Source organism: Providencia sp. PROV024, assembly GCF_032709665.1.
Lineage (GTDB): Bacteria > Pseudomonadota > Gammaproteobacteria > Enterobacterales > Enterobacteriaceae > Providencia > Providencia huashanensis.
The window spans coordinates 614,224-635,452 of record NZ_CP120545.1 but is presented as its reverse complement, the minus strand read 5'-3'; the positions used below and the strand labels follow the sequence as shown (position 1 = coordinate 635,452).

The 21,229-nt window shown below is 40.5% G+C and carries 19 protein-coding genes; 3 read left to right on the top strand and 16 right to left on the bottom strand.

Features of this window, described 5'->3' with window-relative positions:
* The first annotated feature begins 57 nt into the window (after window positions 1–57).
* A complete protein-coding gene (locus tag P3L56_RS02755) occupies window positions 58–1,260 on the top strand; it encodes a hypothetical protein (protein ID WP_166687583.1) in 1,203 nt (400 codons plus the stop codon).
* A 64-nt stretch (window positions 1,261–1,324) separates the two neighbouring features.
* Here P3L56_RS02755 and P3L56_RS02750 read toward each other — a convergent pair whose 3' ends face one another.
* The 10 genes from P3L56_RS02750 to dnaB form a co-directional block, all read right to left on the bottom strand.
* A complete protein-coding gene (locus P3L56_RS02750; protein WP_198861121.1) occupies window positions 1,325–3,886 on the bottom strand; it encodes a fimbria/pilus outer membrane usher protein in 2,562 nt (853 codons plus the stop codon).
* 58 nt (window positions 3,887–3,944) lie between these two features.
* Window positions 3,945–4,637 (bottom strand): molecular chaperone, encoded by a 693-nt coding sequence (locus P3L56_RS02745; RefSeq protein WP_166685914.1) that lies wholly within the window; start codon window positions 4,635–4,637, stop codon window positions 3,945–3,947.
* Between the two features lie 73 nt (window positions 4,638–4,710).
* On the bottom strand, window positions 4,711–5,421 hold the full coding sequence (locus tag P3L56_RS02740) for a molecular chaperone (protein ID WP_166685913.1): 711 nt from the start codon (window positions 5,419–5,421) through the stop codon (window positions 4,711–4,713).
* 10 nt (window positions 5,422–5,431) lie between these two features.
* Window positions 5,432–5,965: a fimbrial protein gene (locus P3L56_RS02735; RefSeq protein ID WP_198861120.1), complete on the bottom strand. Its 534-nt coding sequence runs from the start codon at window positions 5,963–5,965 to the stop codon at window positions 5,432–5,434.
* An 8-nt stretch (window positions 5,966–5,973) separates the two neighbouring features.
* Window positions 5,974–6,552 carry a fimbrial protein gene (locus P3L56_RS02730; protein ID WP_166685911.1) on the bottom strand — a complete coding sequence of 193 codons (579 nt, stop codon included), beginning with the start codon at window positions 6,550–6,552 and terminating at the stop codon, window positions 5,974–5,976.
* Window positions 6,527–7,240: a molecular chaperone gene (locus P3L56_RS02725; RefSeq protein WP_166685910.1), complete on the bottom strand. Its 714-nt coding sequence runs from the start codon at window positions 7,238–7,240 to the stop codon at window positions 6,527–6,529. Before P3L56_RS02725 ends, P3L56_RS02730 begins: the two co-directional genes overlap by 26 nt.
* Before the next feature lie 94 nt (window positions 7,241–7,334).
* Window positions 7,335–7,895, bottom strand: coding sequence for a fimbrial protein (locus P3L56_RS02720; protein ID WP_166685909.1), 561 nt, complete (start codon window positions 7,893–7,895; stop codon window positions 7,335–7,337).
* A 426-nt stretch (window positions 7,896–8,321) separates the two neighbouring features.
* Entirely contained in the window at window positions 8,322–9,518 is a 1,197-nt protein-coding gene (locus tag P3L56_RS02715) for an aromatic amino acid transaminase (protein WP_272686220.1), read from the bottom strand.
* A 65-nt stretch (window positions 9,519–9,583) separates the two neighbouring features.
* Window positions 9,584–10,666 (bottom strand): alanine racemase, encoded by a 1,083-nt coding sequence (alr, locus tag P3L56_RS02710; protein ID WP_042848858.1) that lies wholly within the window; start codon window positions 10,664–10,666, stop codon window positions 9,584–9,586.
* A gap of 880 nt (window positions 10,667–11,546) precedes the next feature.
* Window positions 11,547–12,959, bottom strand: coding sequence for a replicative DNA helicase (gene dnaB / locus P3L56_RS02705; protein WP_042848859.1), 1,413 nt, complete (start codon window positions 12,957–12,959; stop codon window positions 11,547–11,549).
* 213 nt (window positions 12,960–13,172) lie between these two features.
* On the opposite strand from dnaB, the gene P3L56_RS02700 reads away from it, so the two are divergent.
* Window positions 13,173–14,156, top strand: coding sequence for a quinone oxidoreductase (locus P3L56_RS02700; protein ID WP_042848860.1), 984 nt, complete (start codon window positions 13,173–13,175; stop codon window positions 14,154–14,156).
* A 66-nt stretch (window positions 14,157–14,222) separates the two neighbouring features.
* Here the strand turns inward: P3L56_RS02700 and dusA are convergent, their stop codons facing one another.
* Both dusA and P3L56_RS02690 read right to left on the bottom strand, forming a co-directional pair.
* Window positions 14,223–15,224 (bottom strand): tRNA dihydrouridine(20/20a) synthase DusA, encoded by a 1,002-nt coding sequence (gene dusA, locus P3L56_RS02695; RefSeq protein ID WP_042848861.1) that lies wholly within the window; start codon window positions 15,222–15,224, stop codon window positions 14,223–14,225.
* A gap of 266 nt (window positions 15,225–15,490) precedes the next feature.
* Window positions 15,491–15,700, bottom strand: coding sequence for a YdgH/BhsA/McbA-like domain containing protein (locus P3L56_RS02690; RefSeq protein WP_042848863.1), 210 nt, complete (start codon window positions 15,698–15,700; stop codon window positions 15,491–15,493).
* A gap of 245 nt (window positions 15,701–15,945) precedes the next feature.
* Here P3L56_RS02690 and cbrC point away from each other — a divergent pair, with 245 nt between their 5' ends.
* Window positions 15,946–16,533, top strand: a complete 588-nt coding sequence (gene cbrC / locus P3L56_RS02685) for a PF03691 family colicin E2 tolerance protein CbrC (protein ID WP_166686079.1) — start codon at window positions 15,946–15,948, stop codon at window positions 16,531–16,533.
* 46 nt (window positions 16,534–16,579) lie between these two features.
* On the opposite strand, the gene P3L56_RS02680 is transcribed toward cbrC, so the two are convergent.
* From P3L56_RS02680 to P3L56_RS02665, 4 genes are all read right to left on the bottom strand, one after another.
* The gene (locus P3L56_RS02680; protein ID WP_048608751.1) at window positions 16,580–17,374 is read right to left on the bottom strand and encodes an inositol monophosphatase family protein; all 795 of its coding nucleotides are present in this window, start codon (window positions 17,372–17,374) and stop codon (window positions 16,580–16,582) included.
* Between the two features lie 103 nt (window positions 17,375–17,477).
* Window positions 17,478–17,951 (bottom strand): DUF6882 domain-containing protein, encoded by a 474-nt coding sequence (locus P3L56_RS02675; RefSeq protein ID WP_048608753.1) that lies wholly within the window; start codon window positions 17,949–17,951, stop codon window positions 17,478–17,480.
* Window positions 17,952–17,954: 3 nt separating this feature from the next.
* Window positions 17,955–18,890, bottom strand: coding sequence for a nucleoside hydrolase (locus tag P3L56_RS02670; protein WP_042848868.1), 936 nt, complete (start codon window positions 18,888–18,890; stop codon window positions 17,955–17,957).
* Between the two features lie 104 nt (window positions 18,891–18,994).
* Window positions 18,995–21,154, bottom strand: coding sequence for an ornithine decarboxylase (locus P3L56_RS02665; RefSeq protein ID WP_166686077.1), 2,160 nt, complete (start codon window positions 21,152–21,154; stop codon window positions 18,995–18,997).
* Between the last annotated feature and the right edge of the window lie 75 nt (window positions 21,155–21,229).

Genomic DNA, 21,229 nt, shown 5'->3' with positions numbered 1-21,229 from the left:
TTTGAGGTAGTAAAATTACAATGCCCTCTTCCTCTTTTCTGTGGTCGAGATATAACGATGATGATGAACACAAAAATACCGAGAAAAAATACTTATACGCGGCGAAGCCTCATCCCAATTTTATTTCTTGGCATGTTAGGAGTATCTCTTTCATGTGAGTCAGCGGTTGTCGGTACCGCAACACTAAAATTACATGGAGTCATCGATCTCACATCATCGGATCGGGTCGCACAAGAAGTCCAAGGAACCTTAACTGGGGATACCGTCTTAAATGTTGAACCCATTTACGATAATACTGACAGCAAATATTGGTTAGAAACGCTACCATTACTGGGGATCAGTAATAGCCAATCGGGATGCGATTTATCCGGTTTTGGGAGGATACCTTATATGCTTAACGTTATTTATGGTGCCCCATTAGTTAATAGCCAAGGGGGAGTTAACGCGTATCTGGTGCCACAATTGGATTATGATTTAATTATTAGCAAATATTCTAATCGGCTAGAGCCTTCTTACCATGGTACTTTTTTTACCAGAGATAATAGCCCAAAACTCAGCGAAATTTCGAAATCAGGAATCACTGGAGCGTGCTTTTATCCATCAGACAGTTACCGAGCGGTACCTAAAGGTGGGCGAAAAAACCTGACATTATCTGTTTCTCGTCCCCAATTATTATATGTTGATAGTAATTTGCCATCAGGAAAGATGCAGTACAGCAACAATATTCCATTGTATTTTATGACTAGTGGATATAATGCAGCAAGAAGTGCCATTCGTTTAAATATCGATGCTGACATCACCATTTTGCGTTATTGTGAAGTAAGTAATGTGACTAATAGCCAAATTAAACACTCCTTTTTAGATGAAATGCAGTCACTGCATAAATCGTCATTAACAGTCACCTGTAATGGTAGTAAACAAGACACCATCAGAATGATAGCGAAAGCAAAAGACACTGATTACGATGCATCAAACCCCAAAAAGTTACTCTTAAAACCTGTTGATAGCACTATGAAATCAGAGGTTTTACCTTGGGTTATTGGTAGCATTTATGAAACTGGAAAATCTATAAATTTAAATTGTAATGACTCCACAAACTCAAGGCTAATGAGTTTCAACGGAGAAGAAATAGACCTTGGTGTAAAGAATACGCAGAAAACCATGTTGTTTGATATTTCTTGGGCACTGTGTCGAACGCCCGAGGTTGCAAGTGGCGAGTATCAAGGTAAAGCAGATTTAGAGTTTTTTATTAAAAGTTAATCGCCATAAAACCAGTTGGAAAGAAGACGTGACGATATTAACGCACGTCTTTTTCATTTTTATTTCAATGAACGCACTTTAATGAAAGTGTTCTGATTGGGTTATCGGCTGTTGGCGGAATATTTTGTAAATCACTAAAATTCACATTACATGATTGCTTATTCTGCGTTCCCCATTGAACACGTAACATGCCAGCATTCGGCAATCCACTCATATACAGCAGGCCGTCATCCCCTACCAACCCAGTATTTTCTTGTGCTAAAGAGTCATCAATTAAAGTGGCAACAGCACCAAATGGAATAATCCCTTTATCATTATTTAGCTGGATAATAGCTTGATAACCAACTCGGGTATCAAAGTTCACTTTCACAATTGCCCCTGCAGTTGGATAAATGTTTTTCGATGTTTGTGTCAATGTCACATCATCTGGGAGAGAATTAACATCTAAACTCACACTGTTTTTTGAGTATTCAGAAAGATAGGGATAAATTGCTTGACCTCTGGAATTGATTTGCGCATTCCCTATAGTTAAGAGAGTTCCTTCTGCACCTTCTGCTTCAACAATAGCAAAACTGTCACTCATACTGCGCCCAAATAATACTCCTCCCGAATAAATTACTAGGCCACCATTAATACCAGCATTCACAGAATTATAACTATTTGAATAATTATATCCTGCTGAAACCGTTCCTTTAGAACCCGCATAATTGGTATAAATACTACCGGAGCTACTTTGGTTTTGATTCCCCCAACTTTGCGAAACCCCATAAGTTAATTTGGAATCTAATAAACTTCCACTTACCCCTACTTGCTGAGTTGTTTTACCTTTATTATCGTGACTAATAGAATAAGTACTGCTGATATTACGTGCAGAAGGTGAATTCGAAAATAAACTAAAAGGTACACTAAGGTTAAAACTGATTTGGCGATTTTCTGGCCACTGTTCGCTATTTTTAGTTCTATCAATGCTGTAATTAATACTGTAGGAAATCCCTTTAATACTCGTATTATAGCCCGCAGAAACTTGAGTCACATTTTGCTCATCATTCCAATACTCATTACGACTTCCAGAAAAATAAAGGTTACCGTAGTTCCCTAGCGGCTGAGAGAGTGATGCAGAATATTGTCGGCGTTCCTGTATCCCCGTCCAAGGGGCGACATCCTCAATATACCGATAGTTGTAATTATTAAAATTATTAAAAGTGTAATAATCCTTCGATGTATAATGTGTCCCTGACAAATCAATAGACGTATTCGTCATCGCAATATTTTTTGCGTAACGTAAACGATAAGCTTGTGCTCGATGTGTTTGGTGATCTAAAGTCGCCTGTGCATGGGTAATATCGGCAGAAATCGCACCAATATCCCCCATTGAAAAGCCTATCCCAGAAATACCGGACCAATAATCTTGCGCCGCAATAATTCCCCCATAAGCCGTAATATTATTTGGCAGGCCATAGATGCCGCTTGCCAAAAGAAAATCAGATTCTTTTGACCCTACGGTCACGCCGCCATCATAGCGACCCGTAGTAAGTTCATACTGCCATCCGCCAGGGCGTTGCATAATCGGCAAAGAAGAAAAAGCGACAGTAAATGTCCGCTCAGAACCATCTTCTTCTTTTACCGTGACATCTAGTGCGCCAGAATTACTCCCTGTAGCGAGGTCTTGAATATTAAACGGCCCAGGAGGAACATAGGTTTGGTAAACAATATAACCATTTTGGCGAACAGTGATTTGGGCATTTGACTGTGCAATCCCTTTGATATCTGGAGCAAAACCACGGAGGCTACTCGGTAACATCTGGTCATTAGAGCTTAATTGTACACCTTTGAATGGAATCGAATTAAATAGCTCGCCACGTGTGCTACTTTCACCAACCAAGAGTTCTGAACGTATACTATACAAGCTACGAGAAACAGCTGTATTTGAAAAATGAGTTTTTGTTTGGTTTCTTCTGGTGCCGTTACCATGCTGCCGGTTATCCGTATGAGCAAGGCTAGAACGAAGCCGCCATGCACCGACGTTAAAACCACTATTAAGGTTAATAAATAAGCTATCGCTCTTTTGCTTTCCCGATGAAGAGTGGCTATTTGTTGAATGATTTCCCGTTATTATATAGTTCGTTTTTAAAGCCGTAATACCATCATCAAGTAATTCTTGGGGAATATAGCCTTCCGCCGCATTATCCATCGCAACTTGAGGAATACTGATGTTCACACTAAGTGCTGATAACTGTGTATTAACACTGGCACCCTCAATATAATCTGCAAGCTCTGTAATAACATAATCCTGAGGCAACCCCCTTAATTTAGGGATAGCATCAATTTTTACACCGAAAGAAGATAGCAATTCAATGGTTAATTCAGGTACCACATCATTATGTTTATTTAAAATGAAGTTAAGAAGGCGCTCACCTTTAGGTTGCTGATTAACGAAAACTTGTAAAGTATATTCACCCGTAGGAACGCTATTTTCTTTTGAAAATTGACTAAGATTGACATCATTTACATCAATGCCAAGCTGTTCATTGAGTAGATTGGGGTCAAAATACTCATCACCGAAACTCATAACAGGTAATAGAATTAACGAGGATAATAAACCAATTTTAAAATGAGGTAACGTCATGATAAATCCATCGTATGTGTGCCGCCATTGAGCCATTAGCAATGGTAAAATTTAATAATTATTTTAGTAAGCTTGTTTTTTGTTTTGTTGGTAATAAATACTCATCTAAAAGTGCCCATGAAATAGAGCCTGATGGTAAATTACTATAATGAAATCGTTGTTCTGAAAAAGGCGGAACAGAAAGAAAAAGTACCTCTTCATCAAAACGATGTCCATTTATTGACAAGTTATCAAAAGTCGCATAAATAGGGCTATTATTTCTAACGATTAATGTATTCTTTTCGCGTTGAAATGAGAGTTTTTCAGTAACCTCTTCTAATGTAATGCTTTTTAGGTGTTCTGGTCGGTAATACACTTTAAATAATAAAGAACGCGTAACGGTAAACTGCAAAGATTGCTCACTCTGTCGTTCCGTTGATGGGATCGCCTTTAATTGAACTAAAAAAACACTCTCCCGATCCGATGGTAAACTCTGGGTTTTACCAGTAAACATAACCCGCCAGCTATAATATTCATCACCATTTAGTTTATGTAGGGGCGGGGTGACAATAAAAGGGATTTTTTCATTTTTATTGAGAATATTAATACCTGTTTTTTCATCAAGCCACTGCATATTAGTCTGGATTAAATAAGGAAAAGTACTGGTATTGCGTAAACTGATAGAAATACTTTTATCACCAGCAATGTAAGTGAGCCGCTGTAGTGAAAATTTCAAGTTATCAGAATCAGCTTTAAGCGAAAAATGGGTCATAAAGCCCATAACCAAAATTAAACAGCTCAAAAATTTTAATCGTTTGAAAATATATTGATTCTGCAATCTCATATTACTTCACCGATGAAAGAGCTACAGGATAATAAAAAACATCAGATAACCCACCGAAATCGTTGATCATTTGCCAACTAGCTGTCTTGATTTTACTGTCAACACCTTTAATAGTTGTTTGGTTAAATGGCGGTAATATCAGGCTTTTTTTATAATCTTGCTGGTTTATTTTTATATTTACAGCAGTAAGGTAATACGGTGTTGGGTTATTAAACTGCCACTCATTACCTTTTGCTACCAACTTCACCTGCTTAAATATATCTGAGTTCGGGACAGCTAAATGATTGGGCCGATATAAGACCTTAATGATGATATTAGTAACAAAGGTAAGTTTTGCATTGTTTTTTTCAGCATTAGTCTGTTGTGTTGAAGGAATTGCTCGAGTATAAAGATAAAAAAGTGATTCTTTATCCGTTGGTAATTGTTTCTTATTATTGACCAATATTTTTGCACTAAATTTGCTTTTTGCATCTAAGCGAAATAATGGCGGTGTTACGATGAAAAAAGGTGACCTTTCTCCTTCTAATTCATTCGTGATAGCTGTTTGAATTAAGTATGGTGAATTATCATCATTAAGAATGCTAAAAACTTGACTAGTACTATCACTGTTTATAATAACCCTCGTTTGGTCTAAACGAATGCCTGCCCCAAGAGCCGTCTGGCTTAAGCATAATGTAAATACCAACAATAACAGTGCAACTAATCTCTTCATATTATCTCAGTTAATCCACAATAAAAGAAAATGTGATGGTAGATTGAAAATTACCGACTTGTGGCTCACAGAGGCCATTCGATGCACATCTCACATACGTATAGAGTGTTTTATCGAGTTTATTCGCATCGATTTGAGTCCAAACATTCGATTCTTTTTCCACAAAATCACTAATATTCATTGAATTTGCAACATTGTCATTTTCAGAAAAACTAATCCCAAACCCTTTCATAGGGTCATCGATAAAGGTTACTGTATCAAGATAATTCTTCGGTGAAATTTTCACATAAGAATTAGTAAAATTTTTAGTTAAACAGTCAGATAACGATATTTTTATAGGAATCGGTTGGACTTTGTTAGTTTGAATATCTGAGTATGTTATGTTACCAAAATCAACTTCATTGGTAGATGTACCAACAACTGATATTTTACACATCTGTGAAATAATTTTCACATTAAAATCAAATTCTGCATTATTATTCGATAATGCAGAATTTGAAATTAATAACAGACTAAATAGAACAAAGTTAAATATTAATTTCATTATTCTTCTCATGGCTGCAAAAAGGTAAAAACAATAGCAGCGCTGAGTTTTCCTGGTTGTATAGCAGCGTCACCTAATTTAACAACTTGAGCTTCAAAATGTTTTTCATTGTCCCCATTTTGAATCGGAAAATTAATAACACTTTCTTGGTTCGTAAAATTAATTGCCGTACAATTTTTTTTCACACTATCACATTGTAAAAAGCTAAATGCCGCATTTGTCGTATTATTTTTGGGTGAAAGTTTACCATCAATGATCTGTGATTGGTTATCTGCCATCATTGTGACCTGTAGGTCAGGTAGTACTTCAGTATTATAGTCTTGGCATTGGTACTCGACTGAAAAAGGTTCAACTGGCGTTGTATTACCTATATTACTAATATCTTTTACTGTCAGCGCCCTAGAAAAATTGACTACTTTATGACTAAAAGTAAATGCGCATGTCCCTTTCGAAACATGACCTTTGACGATAAGGTCAATATAAGTGTCTTGTTCTGTTATCGAATAAGCAGAGGTATATACCGCACTCAAAGAAAAAGTACAAACGCAGCAAATTATACATTTAAGGAAGCTGTGCTTTAAACTCATTCGTTCCACCTAAATCAGTAATAGCGCGCCAAATAACAGTCCCTTTTTGCATGTGAGATGAAATAGGGTAAGTTAATGATGAATATGGAGCGATCGTGGTATTTCCTTTTTCCATACTCATATCAACTCTTTGCTTATTAATAGTAATTTGTGCAAGGTTAACATAATAAGGAGAGTCGTTAATCACTTTTAATTGATTTCCCTTAGTTTGAAATGCTAACTGCTTTTGTGCCTCATCCGAGGTTATCTTCAAGTTTTTTGGGCGATAAAAAACCTTAATGACATGGTCATAACCAATATTTAAGCCGTCACCATCTACTTTCCCAGTTTGACCTGCAATCATTGTGGCATGAAAAAAGAATAGTGATTCCCTATCGCTAGGTAGGTTATTGCTTTTTTCTAAAACCCTAACTTCATGTCGAGAATTTGGCGATATTTTAAATACAGGAGGTGTTGTTTCAAATGGTACATTTCGATCATTATTTTCAGAGGTAATAAAAGTTCGTGTTAAATATGAAACTTGGGATTGACTGTTTTTTATAGCTATAGATACGCTTTTCTCCCCTTGAGGGTAAACAATACGTGTTGCATCTAAGCTCACTCCCTCCGCTAAAGACAATATCGGAGCTAACAATAAGAATAAACTCAAGCTAAATGAAGTGGAGAGGCGGCAAATTTTTAGTTTCATGTTGTTACCTTAATAGACAAAGTCCCAAAAAGGGACCTTGTGAATATCGCTATATCTAATTTAGCATAATATTAAGTATTTTTAATCTGTACTTTTAATTATAAGATACAGTAAAGGTAACAGGGACTTTTAAGCTATCACCCTCAGTTGCTTGATTAACCATAATCAGTCGCGCTTGCATTGGGATATTAGCAAAACCATCTTTAGCTATAGTATCTACAACTGTCATTTGGGTTTCTTTATTTGGTAAAATATCCTGAGCTTTATTATCTGCATCTAATGCTTTTAATTCAACAGCAAGAGATTTAGCCGCCGAGTTAGCAAATAATGAAGGGTTAAATGGTGATGCTGCTCCTGATGCATGAACAAATACAGTTGAATCACCCGCGTCTGCAGCCGAACATTCTGTTAATGTTAAATGGAAGTTTTTAGTTTCACCAATTGCATTTCCTTTAGTTGCATTTGCTAAATCTTGGGTTGTAAATACCCCCCAATTAACCATAGCACCTTCCGTTGTTGATGATACATTGCAGCTTGCCGCACGCACTAAGGCTTCAAATGTGATGGTCGCAGCTTGGTTTTCAGCAAATGCAGCTGGTACAGCTAATGTTGATGCAATGATAAGTGCTGGAGCAATTTTATTTAATAAAGTCATGTGTGTGTCTCTCATATTAAAATTTAATTCGGAATAGTCTTAAACGCTAGTTTTTAAATAATTAGCAAACATAAAAACCAGAAATAATAATAAATATGGTTTATATCGCTTAATTTGATGGGATTATAATACGAATGTTGTTTTCGAAAATAAACGTGAAGTGTGTAAGAAAGCTCAGATTAAGTGTGAATAATTTTTAAAAAAACAAGTAATCAAACCCAAATAAGTAAATTTTATCAATACATTACCAAAATTGAACTGAAACATCTGATCACATTTAGTGAGTAAATACTTAAGAACTACTCATATATGGGACACTATTTTTCGTCTCAGTGATCAGGTAATGGCTGTTATTACAGATAAAAGATAAAAAAAACGCAGGGCTCAGCCTGCGTTTATTGAATAACTTCCTTTATGGGTAAATAACTATTGGCTAACCGCAGCAAATGCTTCGACAATGCGTTTCACATTATGACGATTGACCCCAGCCATACAAACACGGCCAGTTCCCACTAGATAAACTGCAAATTCGTCTTTTAGGCGATTAACCTGTTGTTGTGAAAAACCCGTATAGCTAAACATACCGCGTTGTTTTAACAAATGGTCAAAGTTTTGCTCAGGTAAAGCTTTCTTCAGTTCATCAACCAGCACTGTACGCATATCTAAAATACGTAAACGCATTTCTTCCACTTCCGCTAACCATTTCGCTTTTTCTGCGCTGTTGGTCAATACGGCAGCCACAATTTTGGCACCATTTGATGGAGGACTTGAATATAGACGGCGCACGCCTGCTTTAAGCTGACCTAATACGCGGTCACGCTCATCTGGGTTTTCGCAAATAACTGATAACCCACCCGCACGCTCACCGTAAATACCAAAGATTTTAGAAAATGAGTTGCTAACAAATACAGGTAACCCTGCTTTGACCATAGTTCTAATCGCGTAGGCGTCTTCGTTGATACCTTCGGCAAAACCTTGGTAAGCGATATCCAAGAATGGGATTAGTTTATGTTCAATCGCCACTTTAGTAACTTCATCCCATTGGGCTGGTGTTAAGTCAGAACCCGTTGGGTTATGGCAGCATGGGTGCATTAAAATGATGCTATTTGCAGGCAATTTTTTGAACGTTGCCAACATTTCATCGAATTTAACACCTTTGGTTTTTTCATCGAAATACGGGTAATAGTGAACTTTTGTGCCAGCACCGGAGAAAATAGACGCGTGATTTTCCCAAGTTGGGTCGCTGCACCAAACCTCTGAATCAGGATAGTACTGGTGTAGGAAATCCGCACCAATTTTTAATGCGCCAGAACCACCAATAGTTTGCACGGTTGCAATACGCTCTTGAGCGATCAGTGGGCAATCTTCGCCAAATACTAGTTTTTGCAGTTCAAGGCGGTAATCTTTCAAGCCTTCCATCGGCAAATACAACGACGCACTGGCAGGGAGTTTGTTTAATGTAGCTTTCGCAGTACCAACAGTACCCAGTTCAGGCGTTTTACCTTCACCATCGTAGTAAAGACCGATACTCAAGTTAATTTTATTTTCACGAGTATCTTTATTAAATTCATCCATCAACGACAAAATTGGGTCGCCCGGATACGGATCAACATGTTGGAACACAGGACATCTCCTAATCATTATTTAGCATTATTTCGTTTTGTTGTTTGAAAATAACCCTTTGCTAACTATTCGTCTACATATTCCATCGCAACTCGTGAGGTTAATTTTGTGAGTAACTCATAGTTAATGATGCCTGTTTGTGCGGCAATTTCTTCAACTGGCAGACCATTGCCCCACAAAATAACGTCATCCCCCACTTTATCTTCGGCATTTGGCCCTAAATCCACGACAGTCATATCCATAGAAATACGCCCAATAATTGGCACTTTTCGTCCATTAATTAACACTGGCGTGCCAGAAGGGACATTACGCGGATAACCATCACCGTAGCCGATTGCGACAACCCCCAACCGTGTATCCCTATCGCTACACCATGTTTCACCATAACCGACGCACTGACCAGCAAAATGCTCCCTAACCGCAATTAAAGATGACTTTAATGTCATCACTGGTAATAAACCGAAACTATCTGCACTTTTCCCCTCTTGTGGGGATGCCCCGTACATCATGATCCCCGGTCTTACCCAATCATAATGCGCTTCTGGCCAGAGTAAGATCCCTGCGGATGCAGCGATGGATTTTTCACCGTCTTTGCCTGCTATAAACTGTTTAAAGCAAGCTATCTGATTTGCGGTTGTAGAAAGGAGTGGAGCATCAGCTTGGCAAAAATGACTGACGATATTGATAGGAAGCTTAACATTTTTACAACGTTGCAGCCGTTGGTAAAAACCTTCTGCATCTTTTGGTAGCACGCCAAGACGATGCATTCCCGTATCTAGCTTCATCCAAACTTTCAGTGGGTGTGGAAGGTCGGCCGCTTCCAACATTGCCAGTTGCTCTACACAGTGGATAACAGTATCGATACGCTGTGCAGCCATCACAAGCAAGTCAGATTGCTCGAAGAAACCTTCTAATAAAACAATAGGTTTAGTAATACCATGCTGCCTGAGCAATAAAGCTTCATTGAGCCTCGCTACGCCAAAGCCATCCACCAGCTCTTGAACTGCGATACCGACTCCAGCTAATCCATGACCATAAGCGTTTGCTTTAACAACTGCAATCAATTGGCTATTTGGAGCGATGCTTTTCACCCGTTGCAAGTTGTGTCGCAGAGCGCGGCGGTTTATCAATGCGGTTGCCGCTTTCATTATTTCCTCGTTGTTTCTCTCTAATTTGGCCAAAAATTAAGCTGCACGTTGGCAGCTCAATATATTCTCTATTTGTTATACGCTAAAAAATATCAATTTCCATTCGATATTATTTTTATGGATCATTTAATTTTAATACTCTAATTCTAATGCCTAAATAGTTTGAGTTGTCGCTAGGCGGCAAATGGAGATATCGCGAGGAGCGTACACAAGTATGTAACTTGCGTAGCTGAGTGTAGGCAACACCGCGACAGCGCAAAATATGACGAGTAGAACTATTTAATCTTAATACTCTAGCCAATACTCTAAATAGTTTGGGTTGTCGCTAGGCGGCGATTGAGCTAAGCCTAAGAGCATACATAAGTATGTGACTAGGATTAGGGAATGAGGCCAACACCGCGACAGCGCAAAAATATGACGAGTAGAACTATTTAATCTTAATACTCTAGCCAATACTCTAAATAGTTTGGGTTGTCGCTAGGCGGCGATTGAGCTAAGCCTAGGAGCATACATAAGTATGTGACTAGGATTAGGGAATGAAGCCAACACCGCGACAGCGCAAAAATATGACGAGTAGAACTATTTAATCTTAATACTCTAGCCAATACTCTAAATAATTTGGGTTGTCGCTAGGCGGCGATTGAGCTAAGCCTAGGAGCATACATAAGTATGTGACTAGGATTAGGGAATGAGGCCAACACCGCGACAGCGCAAAAATATGACGAGTAGAACTATTTAATCTTAATACTCTAGCCAATACTCTAAATAGTTTGGGTTGTCGCTAGGCGGCGATTGAGCTAAGCCTAGGAGCATACATAAGTATGTGACTAGGATTAGGGAATGAAGCCAACACCGCGACAGCGCAAAATATGACGAGTATTTAGTCTTCGTCGTTATACGCAGGCCCCGCGTAATTATCAAAGCGCGACCATTGACCATTAAAGGTCAAACGTACCGTACCAATGGGACCATTACGTTGCTTACCAAGGATAATTTCAGCGACACCCTTGAGTTCGCTGTTATCGTGATAAACCTCATCACGGTAGATAAACATAATCAAGTCGGCATCCTGCTCAATAGACCCCGATTCACGTAAGTCAGAGTTAACAGGGCGTTTATCGGCGCGTTGCTCAAGGCTACGGTTTAACTGAGATAGCGCAACAACAGGGACATTTAACTCTTTGGCTAATGCCTTAAGGGAACGAGATATTTCGGCAATTTCAAGAGTACGGTTATCGGAAAGTGCAGGAACACGCATCAATTGAAGGTAGTCAATCATGATCAAACTTAACCCACCGTGCTCACGGTAAATACGCCGCGCACGAGATCGCACCTCCGTCGGCGTCAGGCCTGAGGAGTCATCGATATACATATTGCGCTTTTCCATCAAGATGCCCATGGTGCTTGAAATTCGCGCCCAATCCTCATCATCTAACTGCCCAGTACGAATACGAGTTTGGTCAACACGGGATAATGATGCCAACATACGCATCATGATTTGGTTACCTGGCATCTCCAAACTGAAAATAAGCACCGGTTTTTCCTCGGTCATTGCCGCATTTTCGCACAAGTTCATCGCAAAAGTGGTTTTCCCCATTGATGGACGTGCGGCAACAATAATTAAGTCAGAGCCTTGCAACCCAGCTGTTTTTTTATCGAGATCTTGATAGCCAGTAGAAACCCCTGTCACCCCATCGTGCGGTTGCTGATAGAGTTGTTCAATCTTTTCAACGGTTTCAGATAAAATGGCTTCGATGCCTTTTGGCCCTTCGTCTTTATTAGCCCGTGATTCTGCGATTTGGAAAACTTTAGTTTCCGCAAAATCGAGGAGATCTTCACTACTACGCCCTTGAGGATCATAACCCGCATCCGCAATATCATTAGCAACAGAGATCATATCACGCACAATCGCACGTTCGCGGACGATGTCAGCATAAGCATTAATATTCGCCGCACTTGGGGTATTTTTCGATAACTCTGCTAAGTAAGCAAAGCCCCCAACACTATCCAGTTCACCTTGTTGTTCAAGGGATTCTGATAAGGTGATTAAGTCAATGGGCTTGCCCTGCTCAAGCAGGATCTGCATTTGTGCGAAAATAGTACGGTGGGGACGGCTAAAAAAGTCGGCATGAGTGACTCGTTCAGAGACGGTATCCCAACGCTCATTATCTAACATTAACCCCCCTAAAACAGATTGCTCCGCCTCAAGGGAATGCGGTGGAAGTTTCAAACCTTCCATTTGGTGATCCCGGGGGGCATCTGTTTTAAAATTCGATGAGGGTTTTTTAGCCATACATTTGCATCCAAGTCTATAATTAACGAACAGCTTCTAGTATACGCCAATCTGATTTTTGTTGTGGCATTCTTTGCACCTTCACGCGAGAGAATTGCCTGATAACACTTTCAACAAAAAGCACAAACCAATAATTCTTCTGATTGAAAGATGGCGTTATAGTAAACCTATTGATATTGTAAATAAAATGAATAGTCCTTATTGGAGATTGTCATGGCAAAACGTATTGAGTTCGCACAACATGGCGGCGCTGATGTACTTAACTTAGTAGATTATTCCCCAGTAAATCCGGCAGATAACGAAATTCAAATCGAAAACCGTGCTATTGGTATTAACTTTATCGATACCTATGTCCGCAGTGGTTTATATCCTGTCGCTAAACTTCCCAGTGGCCTAGGTACCGAGGCTGCTGGTGTTGTCGTTAAAACCGGAGCTCACGTTACGGGTTTCAAACCGGGCGACCGTGTCGTTTATGCTCAAGGCCCTTTGGGCGCTTATAGCGATGTACATAATGTCCCAGAGAGTGCGGTTGCGCATCTCCCCGATGGGATAACCTTTGAGCAAGCCGCAGCAAGTTCATTAAAGGGGATGACCGTCTATTATTTATTCCATCAAACTTACCAACTTAAGCAAAATGAAGTATTTTTGTTCCATGCCGCAGCGGGGGGTGTGGGCTTAATCGCATGCCAATGGGCAAAAGCATTAGGTGCAAAAATGATCGGTACTGTAGGCTCCGCAGATAAAGCGCTGCGTGCTAAAGAAGCTGGTGCATGGGACGTAATTAATTACCAATCTGAAGATATCGCAGCTCGTGTTAAAGACATCACTCATGGCGAAAAAGTCAATGTGGTTTATGATTCTGTAGGGCAATCCACATGGCTGGCTTCTTTAGATTCACTAAAACGCCGCGGGTTGATGGTAAGTTTTGGTAACGCATCAGGCCCGGTTTCGGGTGTGAATTTAGGGATTTTAAACCAAAAAGGTGGGTTATACGTCACTCGTCCATCACTTGGGGTATATGTCACAAACCGTGCTGAGTTGGACCAAGCCAGCAACGCATTGTTTGACATGATTTTAAGCGGCAATGTGAAGGTAGATGTGCCGCAATCGCAAATTTTTGCTCTGAAAGATGCGCAAAAAGCCCATGAAACAATTGAATCAAGAAAAACCCAAGGCTCGAGCTTGCTTATTCCATAACATAATAAGTAACGCCGAATAGAGCTGAAAAGCACCTTACGGTGCTTTTTTTATAGGTAAAATATGTTACTCACCCCGGGTAACAAACGCCAACGCTTGCTCAACGACCGCTAAATCGGCGCCTTTTTTATGGGCATTCTCACTTAAATGTCGGCGCCATTGGCGAGCACCAGGAATACCTTGAAAAATCCCTAACATATGGCGCGTCATATGACCTAAATAAGCGCCTTTAGTGAGTTCATTTTCAATATATGGATACATTTCTCGTACTGCATCTACCCCATTCGTAATAGGAAAATGCTCACCAAACAATTGGTTATCTACGGCAGTTAAAATCGATGGGTTTTGATACGCTTCACGCCCGACCATTACGCCATCTAAATGTTGAAGATGCTCTTTCGCCTCTTCCAACGTTTTGATACCGCCGTTAATCGCCATAGTTAAATGCGGAAAATCGCGCTTTAATTGATAAACACGCGGGTAATCTAATGGTGGTATTTCACGGTTTTCTTTTGGGCTCAAACCGGATAGCCATGCTTTACGAGCATGGATAATAAACATTTCACAGCCGCCTTGAGTCGAAACCGTTTCAATAAAATCACATAAAAATTGGTAGCTATCTTGCTCATCAATGCCAATACGTGTTTTAACTGTGATCGGAATAGTTGCCGCATCTTGCATTGCTTTCACACAATCAGCCACCAACTGCGCATCCCCCATTAAACAGGCACCAAAACGCCCATTTTGAACGCGATCTGAAGGGCAACCCACATTTAAGTTAACCTCATCGTAGCCACGCTCTTCGGCTAATTTTGCGCATTGAGCTAATGCAGCAGGGTCGCTTCCCCCAAGTTGTAGAGCAACAGGGTGTTCCTCTTCACTAAATGCGAGGTAATCCCCTTTTCCGTAAATAATCGCCCCTGTTGTCACCATTTCAGTATACAACAAGGTATTTTTGCTTAATAAGCGGTGAAAATAACGGCAATGACGATCGGTCCAATCGAGCATTGGCGCAACGGAAAAGCGGTTTAGGTTATGGTAGCCTTGTTTTGGGGTATTTTGATGCATGCTGCTCTTTTGTGTTGATGTTGAAAGCCATTGAATAGCCCCTAACAATGATAAAGGGCCAATAATAAATAAAGGAGAGTATTATAACATAGACCGTTTGGGATGCGATGTATTCGCACAGATATCAATTAAGGCGTGGATAATATAACAATACCCCGATAGGGATTTCTCCGCTATCAGGGGGCATGTCATTTTTCAGTTGCAATCTTTAAGTAAAATCCGAAATTTTGGACAAAATATTTAATTAAGATTAACAACCCAACATATTATTTAGTTTCTGCGCTCATTGTGACAAAATTACCCATACGTGCACTGGTAATGGTGTAGCTATCTGCACCCGCAGCTTTTGCTTTTGCCGCAATAATCGCTTCTGCTGAGTCTAAGGTATCGCTAGTTGCAGTTAAGGTTGCAGCGGAAGCACCAAAAGCCATTACCGATAATACAGAAGCTGCCATTAAAGTTTTAAACATGTTCATAATATAATTCCTTCGTTCGTTATAGGGGGAGGCAACCCGTGTTGCCTTCGATGGAGGTATCATATCGCCAAACCATATTTAAGTTAAAGCTAATAATATCGCTATTCATATTCAAATTATTTGAATAATAAAAACGCAATTAAATAAACTCGTTGAAAGAGAATTAAAGTGACCTATCACGTTTTGTGATAGCCTGATTAAATCGTCATTCAGGGTAATAACCCCCTATTCCATAGGATTTTTATATGTCACTTGGTAATCGAAAACTTCCTCATTTTAAATACCACCCAAACCCTATTGAAACCAAAGCGTTTCTCACTGACAAAACTGTCACCTGTGATTGTTGCCAGCAACTTACAGATATTTATTATGAAAGCCCTTTTTACTCCATTGAGGATATCAACGCATTTTGCCCTTGGTGTATCGCAAATGGCTCTGCTAGTGCAAAATTCGATGGAGAATTTCAAGACCCAGAAAGTGTGGAAGGGATCGATTGTGAATATGATAATAACGGCGAGTTTTTACAGACTATCAACCCCTATCCAAGCGAAATGTTTGATGAGCTAATCAAACGCACCCCTGGTTATCATGGTTGGCAGCAAGAGACTTGGCTGGCTCATTGTAATGAACCCTGTGAATTTATAGGTTACGTTAGTTGGAAAGACATCAAAGATAGGCTCGACGAGTTTGTTTCCCTTGCTGACGATGTGGCTGATTATGGTTTTTCAGTGGAAGAACTAGCCACTATTTTAGATGAAGATGGAGCCGCACAGGGCTATTTATTCCGTTGTTTACACTGCCAAAAATTACGTTTGCATTTTGATTTCAGCTAATCAATAAAAAGGGCTGCACGAGGCCATATTGACCTCGCATTGACCTTTAAGGAGCCATCAATTCTACGATTTGCTCTGCAAGCTCTGGGGTTGCAGTAGAGAGCAAGCTCCCTGCAAACATGGCTTGTGTGCGTTCACCATTCAGCCCACAAACCTCACCTCCTGCCTCTCGAATACAAGGAATGAGGGCAGCGCTGTCCCATGGTTTCATTATGGTATCAATCGCACCATGAATACGACCAGATGCAACCATAGCATGTTGGTATGCATCATTTGCAAAAATAAAATCACGCGCTTCGCCCACGATGGCATCAAGATGATAAATTTGCGAGCCTTCAGAAGAATTATAATGACTGCTGTGGATCCCAGATGCACTGATTACAGCTTCTGATAATGATTTAGGGGATTGTTCGCCCAATTTCAGTTGCCGTAACGATTGCCCTGAGCTTTCCAACCAGCAACCTTCCCCTTGAGATGCATAGAACATCGTTGATATAGCAGGGAAACTAATGACACTTAGGAGTGGCTCCCCATTTTCAACATAAGCAATTAACGTACTAAAAAGCGGCACACCATAAATAAATGCACGCGTTCCATCAATTGGGTCGATAACCCAACCCGAACTAAACTTTTGCTCACCTTCAAAACCAAATTCTTCACCTAAAACTAAGGTATTAGGTGTACGCTTCGCAAACAGTTCCCTGATTTCTTCTTCAACTCGGATATCCGTTTCAGTCACTACCGAGCGATCGGGTTTATAGTCAAATTTCCCCGCGCTATAGAAAGCTTCTACCGTCATTGTTTTGACTAGTTTAGCGGCTTCAAGTGCGATATCTAACATGAGTATGCTCCTGATTGAAAAAAGAAAACCAGTATAACTGACAGGTCACTCAACCAAAGAGGGTTTAAATGCCTTGTTCACTGCTGAATAAGCCATTCCCGAGCTAAATTTGTTGTAGTGAAACATCACCAAAAGTCATAAAAACCAACGTGTGACCCGCGACACCTCGGTAAACACCTTGCTGGTTGTTTAATTCGCAAGCTAACGCGGTGAGCTGCCAAGCGTCATATTCTTCAATGTCGCTCACTCGTGCGGTCAACAACGGGTTATCACTGCGCTCACCATAGGCTTTAACTGCAATGGCATCATGTGTAAGCGCGGGTTGGATCGAACTATTTGCCCAACTCCACATCCAACTACCTTGGTTTTGGTCATATGTTCCAACGATTTGTACCGGTGCAGTCGCCATTACATTGTCTGGAGCGTGAAAAATAATCGTCCCTTCGTCTTGGTCTACCGACCAATCGGCTTGGTCCAATTTCCACGTGTCACAATGAAACTGATTTTTAGCTTGTAAGGCATTCATACTGCGTTCAATAAGCGCCTCGTAAGGCATTTGTTCTAATTCGTTATTCATGAGTTACCTAATATTTTTTAACGCATTGATGACCAACTGCCAAAATTTATGGTGGTCTAACTTAACTGCGACCTGTGTATGGCAGTCAGCTGGTGCTGGGTGACGGAAATCAGCTACCGTCATACCTAATGTCAATGACCCTGTTAATTCGATATCAATAGGAACTTTTTGTGTAGTAATAACTGAAGGATCAATCACATAAGCTACAGCGCAAGGGTCATGAACCGGAGGAGCATCAAAGCCTTGAGCTTGTTTGTACATTTTCCCGAAAAAATCCAGAAGTTCCACAACAAATTGCGAACAATCACTACCTATCGCTGCAATTTCATTTACAACATCCGGGGTCGCGAGGGCTTGGTGCGTCAAATCTAACCCCACCATGGTCAGTGGCCATTTTTCATTAAAAACAATATGGGCAGCCTCTGGGTCAATTTTGATATTAAATTCCGCGACTGCGCTCCAATTCCCCACATGGTAGCCACCGCCCATCAGCACCACTTCCTTCACCCGCTCCACAATGCGGGGCTCTAGACGAGCAGCAAGCGCAATATTGGTTAATGCCCCTGTTGGTACTAACGTTACCGTTTTAGGGGGGTGTGACATAATGGTATCAATAATCAATGAAACAGCATGTCTTTCATCTAATTTAAGTGTGGGCGTTGGTAAAATAGGGCCGTCTAACCCTGAGTCCCCATGTATGTCTGGTGCAACTTCGCTATTACGCACTAATGGGCGAACAGAGCCCGCGGCAAAAGGAACCCCCGTGATCTTAGCCATTTCAGCAATCGCTAGAGCATTATAAGTGACTTTTTCGAGGGTTTGGTTACCTGCAACGGTTGTTACAGCCAATAAATCAATGTCTGGGTTGCCGTAAGCCAGTAATAATGCAATTGCATCATCATGACCAGGGTCGCAATCAAGAATTATTTTTTTGCTCATACCTTACCTTATCAATAAATGAGGAGTCAGCTATGACTAGTCTGACCCCAATGTAACGAGCTAATAAGGTAAAATCTATGCTTACTATCTGAATAACTACAAAATTACTTTAAAACATGTGCATAGACACGTTTTTTCTCACCTTCATTCTTGGAAATATAAACGCCTTGTAATTCAGGAGCAAAACCCGGTAGAGCGTTGATCCCAGCTTCAAGAGCTTTGAAGTAACGCAATACAGGGCCTGACCAAACTTCCCCTGGCACAACACACAATACCCCAGGAGGGTAAGGCAAGGCTCCTTCAACGGCAATACGCCCTTCTAATTCATCCAAGGGTAGTAACTCACAATTACCCCGAATAAATTCAATATGGGCTTGCTGAGGGTTCATTTTTACCTTAGGGAAATGTTGCTTACGGAACATTTCTTTTTGCAATTGCTTAATATTATCGTCAACGCTGAGTTGGTGCATTTCTTGGCACAGACGGCGTAACGTATAACCATGGTAATGGCTTTCATAACGCTGATAAACCGACGGTAATACGTCAACTAATAATGCATCTTCATCGAGTAATTGCTCAAAGCGAACTAAATGAGACACCAGCAATTCCAGCTTTTCGCGCGTTTCCGCTGGTGTTAATAGAAATAGAATGGAGTTTAAGTCGCATTTTTCAGGGATCACACCATGTTCACGTAAAAAATGCGCCAAAATAGTCGCAGGTACACCGAAAGCCTCATATTCACCACTTTCGACGTCGATACCCGGTGTCGTTAACATTAATTTGCATGGGTCAACGAAGTATTGATCCTGTGCATAACCATCAAATGCATGCCAACGTTGCTTAGGGATAAAATTAAAAAAGCGCTGCTCACTCGCAATTTGCTCAGTAGGATAATCCTGCCATAACTTGCCATCAACCATTTCAGGAATAAAGGGCTTAAAGTAACGGCAGTGCTGAAGTATGGATTTTCTGACTTCAATGCCCACTTTTACGCAATCCATCCACATCATATTGCCGGCAGCGCCTTGATGTATACGTGCATTGACATCCAGAGAAGCAAATAGTGGGTAAAATGGGCTCGTAGAGGCATGCATCATAAAGGCATTATTGAGTTTTTTATGAGAAACAAAACGCTCTTGACCTTTGATGTGATTATCTTTTTTATGGATCTGTGAGGCTTGAGAAAACCCGGCTAACTGCTTATGGACGGACTGAGTGACCATAATACCAGGGTCATTTTCAGTTAATTCGAGCAGTAATGGCGAGCACTGACGCATCATTGGTATAAATTGCTCATAACCAACCCATGCAGAATCGAATAAAATATAATCACATAAATGCCCAATTTTATCGACCACTTGTCGTGCGTTATACACTGTTCCGTCATAGGTGCCTAATTGGATCACCGCCAATCGAAACGGCCGTACAGCTTGCGACCGTTCTGGCATAACATCTGTAATTAATTCACGTAAATAAGTTTCTTCAAAGCAATGTGCATCAATACCACCGATAAAGCCAAATGGGTTACGCGCCGTTTCAAGATAAACCGGTGTCGCCCCCGCTTGGATCAATGCGCCATGATGATTTGATTTGTGGTTATTACGGTCAAATAATACGAGGTCGCCCGGTGTTAATAAGGCATTTAATACCACTTTATTCGACGATGAAGTGCCATTTAGGACAAAATAGGTTTTATCTGCATTGAACACTTTAGCCGCAAATTTTTGGGCTTCTTTCGCAGCACCTTCGTGGATCAGCAAATCCCCCATCGCAACATCTGCATTGCAGAGGTCGGTACGAAAAAGGTTTTCACCATAAAATTGGTAAAACTGCTCCCCCGTAGGGTGACGACGGAAAAATTGCCCCCCTTGGTGCCCAGGGCACGCAAAAGTCACATTATGACCCGCAGCATAATCCATCATTCGAGCAAAAAATGGAGGTAATAACTGCTCAAGATACTGATTAGCAGCATCAAGTAATTGGCGGCTATTTTCTTCACGCTCAGCAGGTGCTGGCGGCAAAATGGCCGTTAAATAAGGAGGTAATTTTTCATCCGTTGGTAGCTGTTTATCACTAATGATAAACAGCGGAATACTGAGCTGACTCTCAGCAACCCTTTTCCACAGCCCTTGGTTGGCATCTTGTTCAGATAGCACAACAGCAGCAATATTGTTTAACTGTGCATCGCGAATATCTACCCACTGAAATTCACCAGTAAAATAGATAGCGACCCCCTGGCTACATGCCACATTGATTTTATTCATAACAGTCTGGCTCTTAGTTAGCTGAGGAAAAGAGGCGGTCAATATACTTGATAGGTAGGGGAATTGGAATGACCT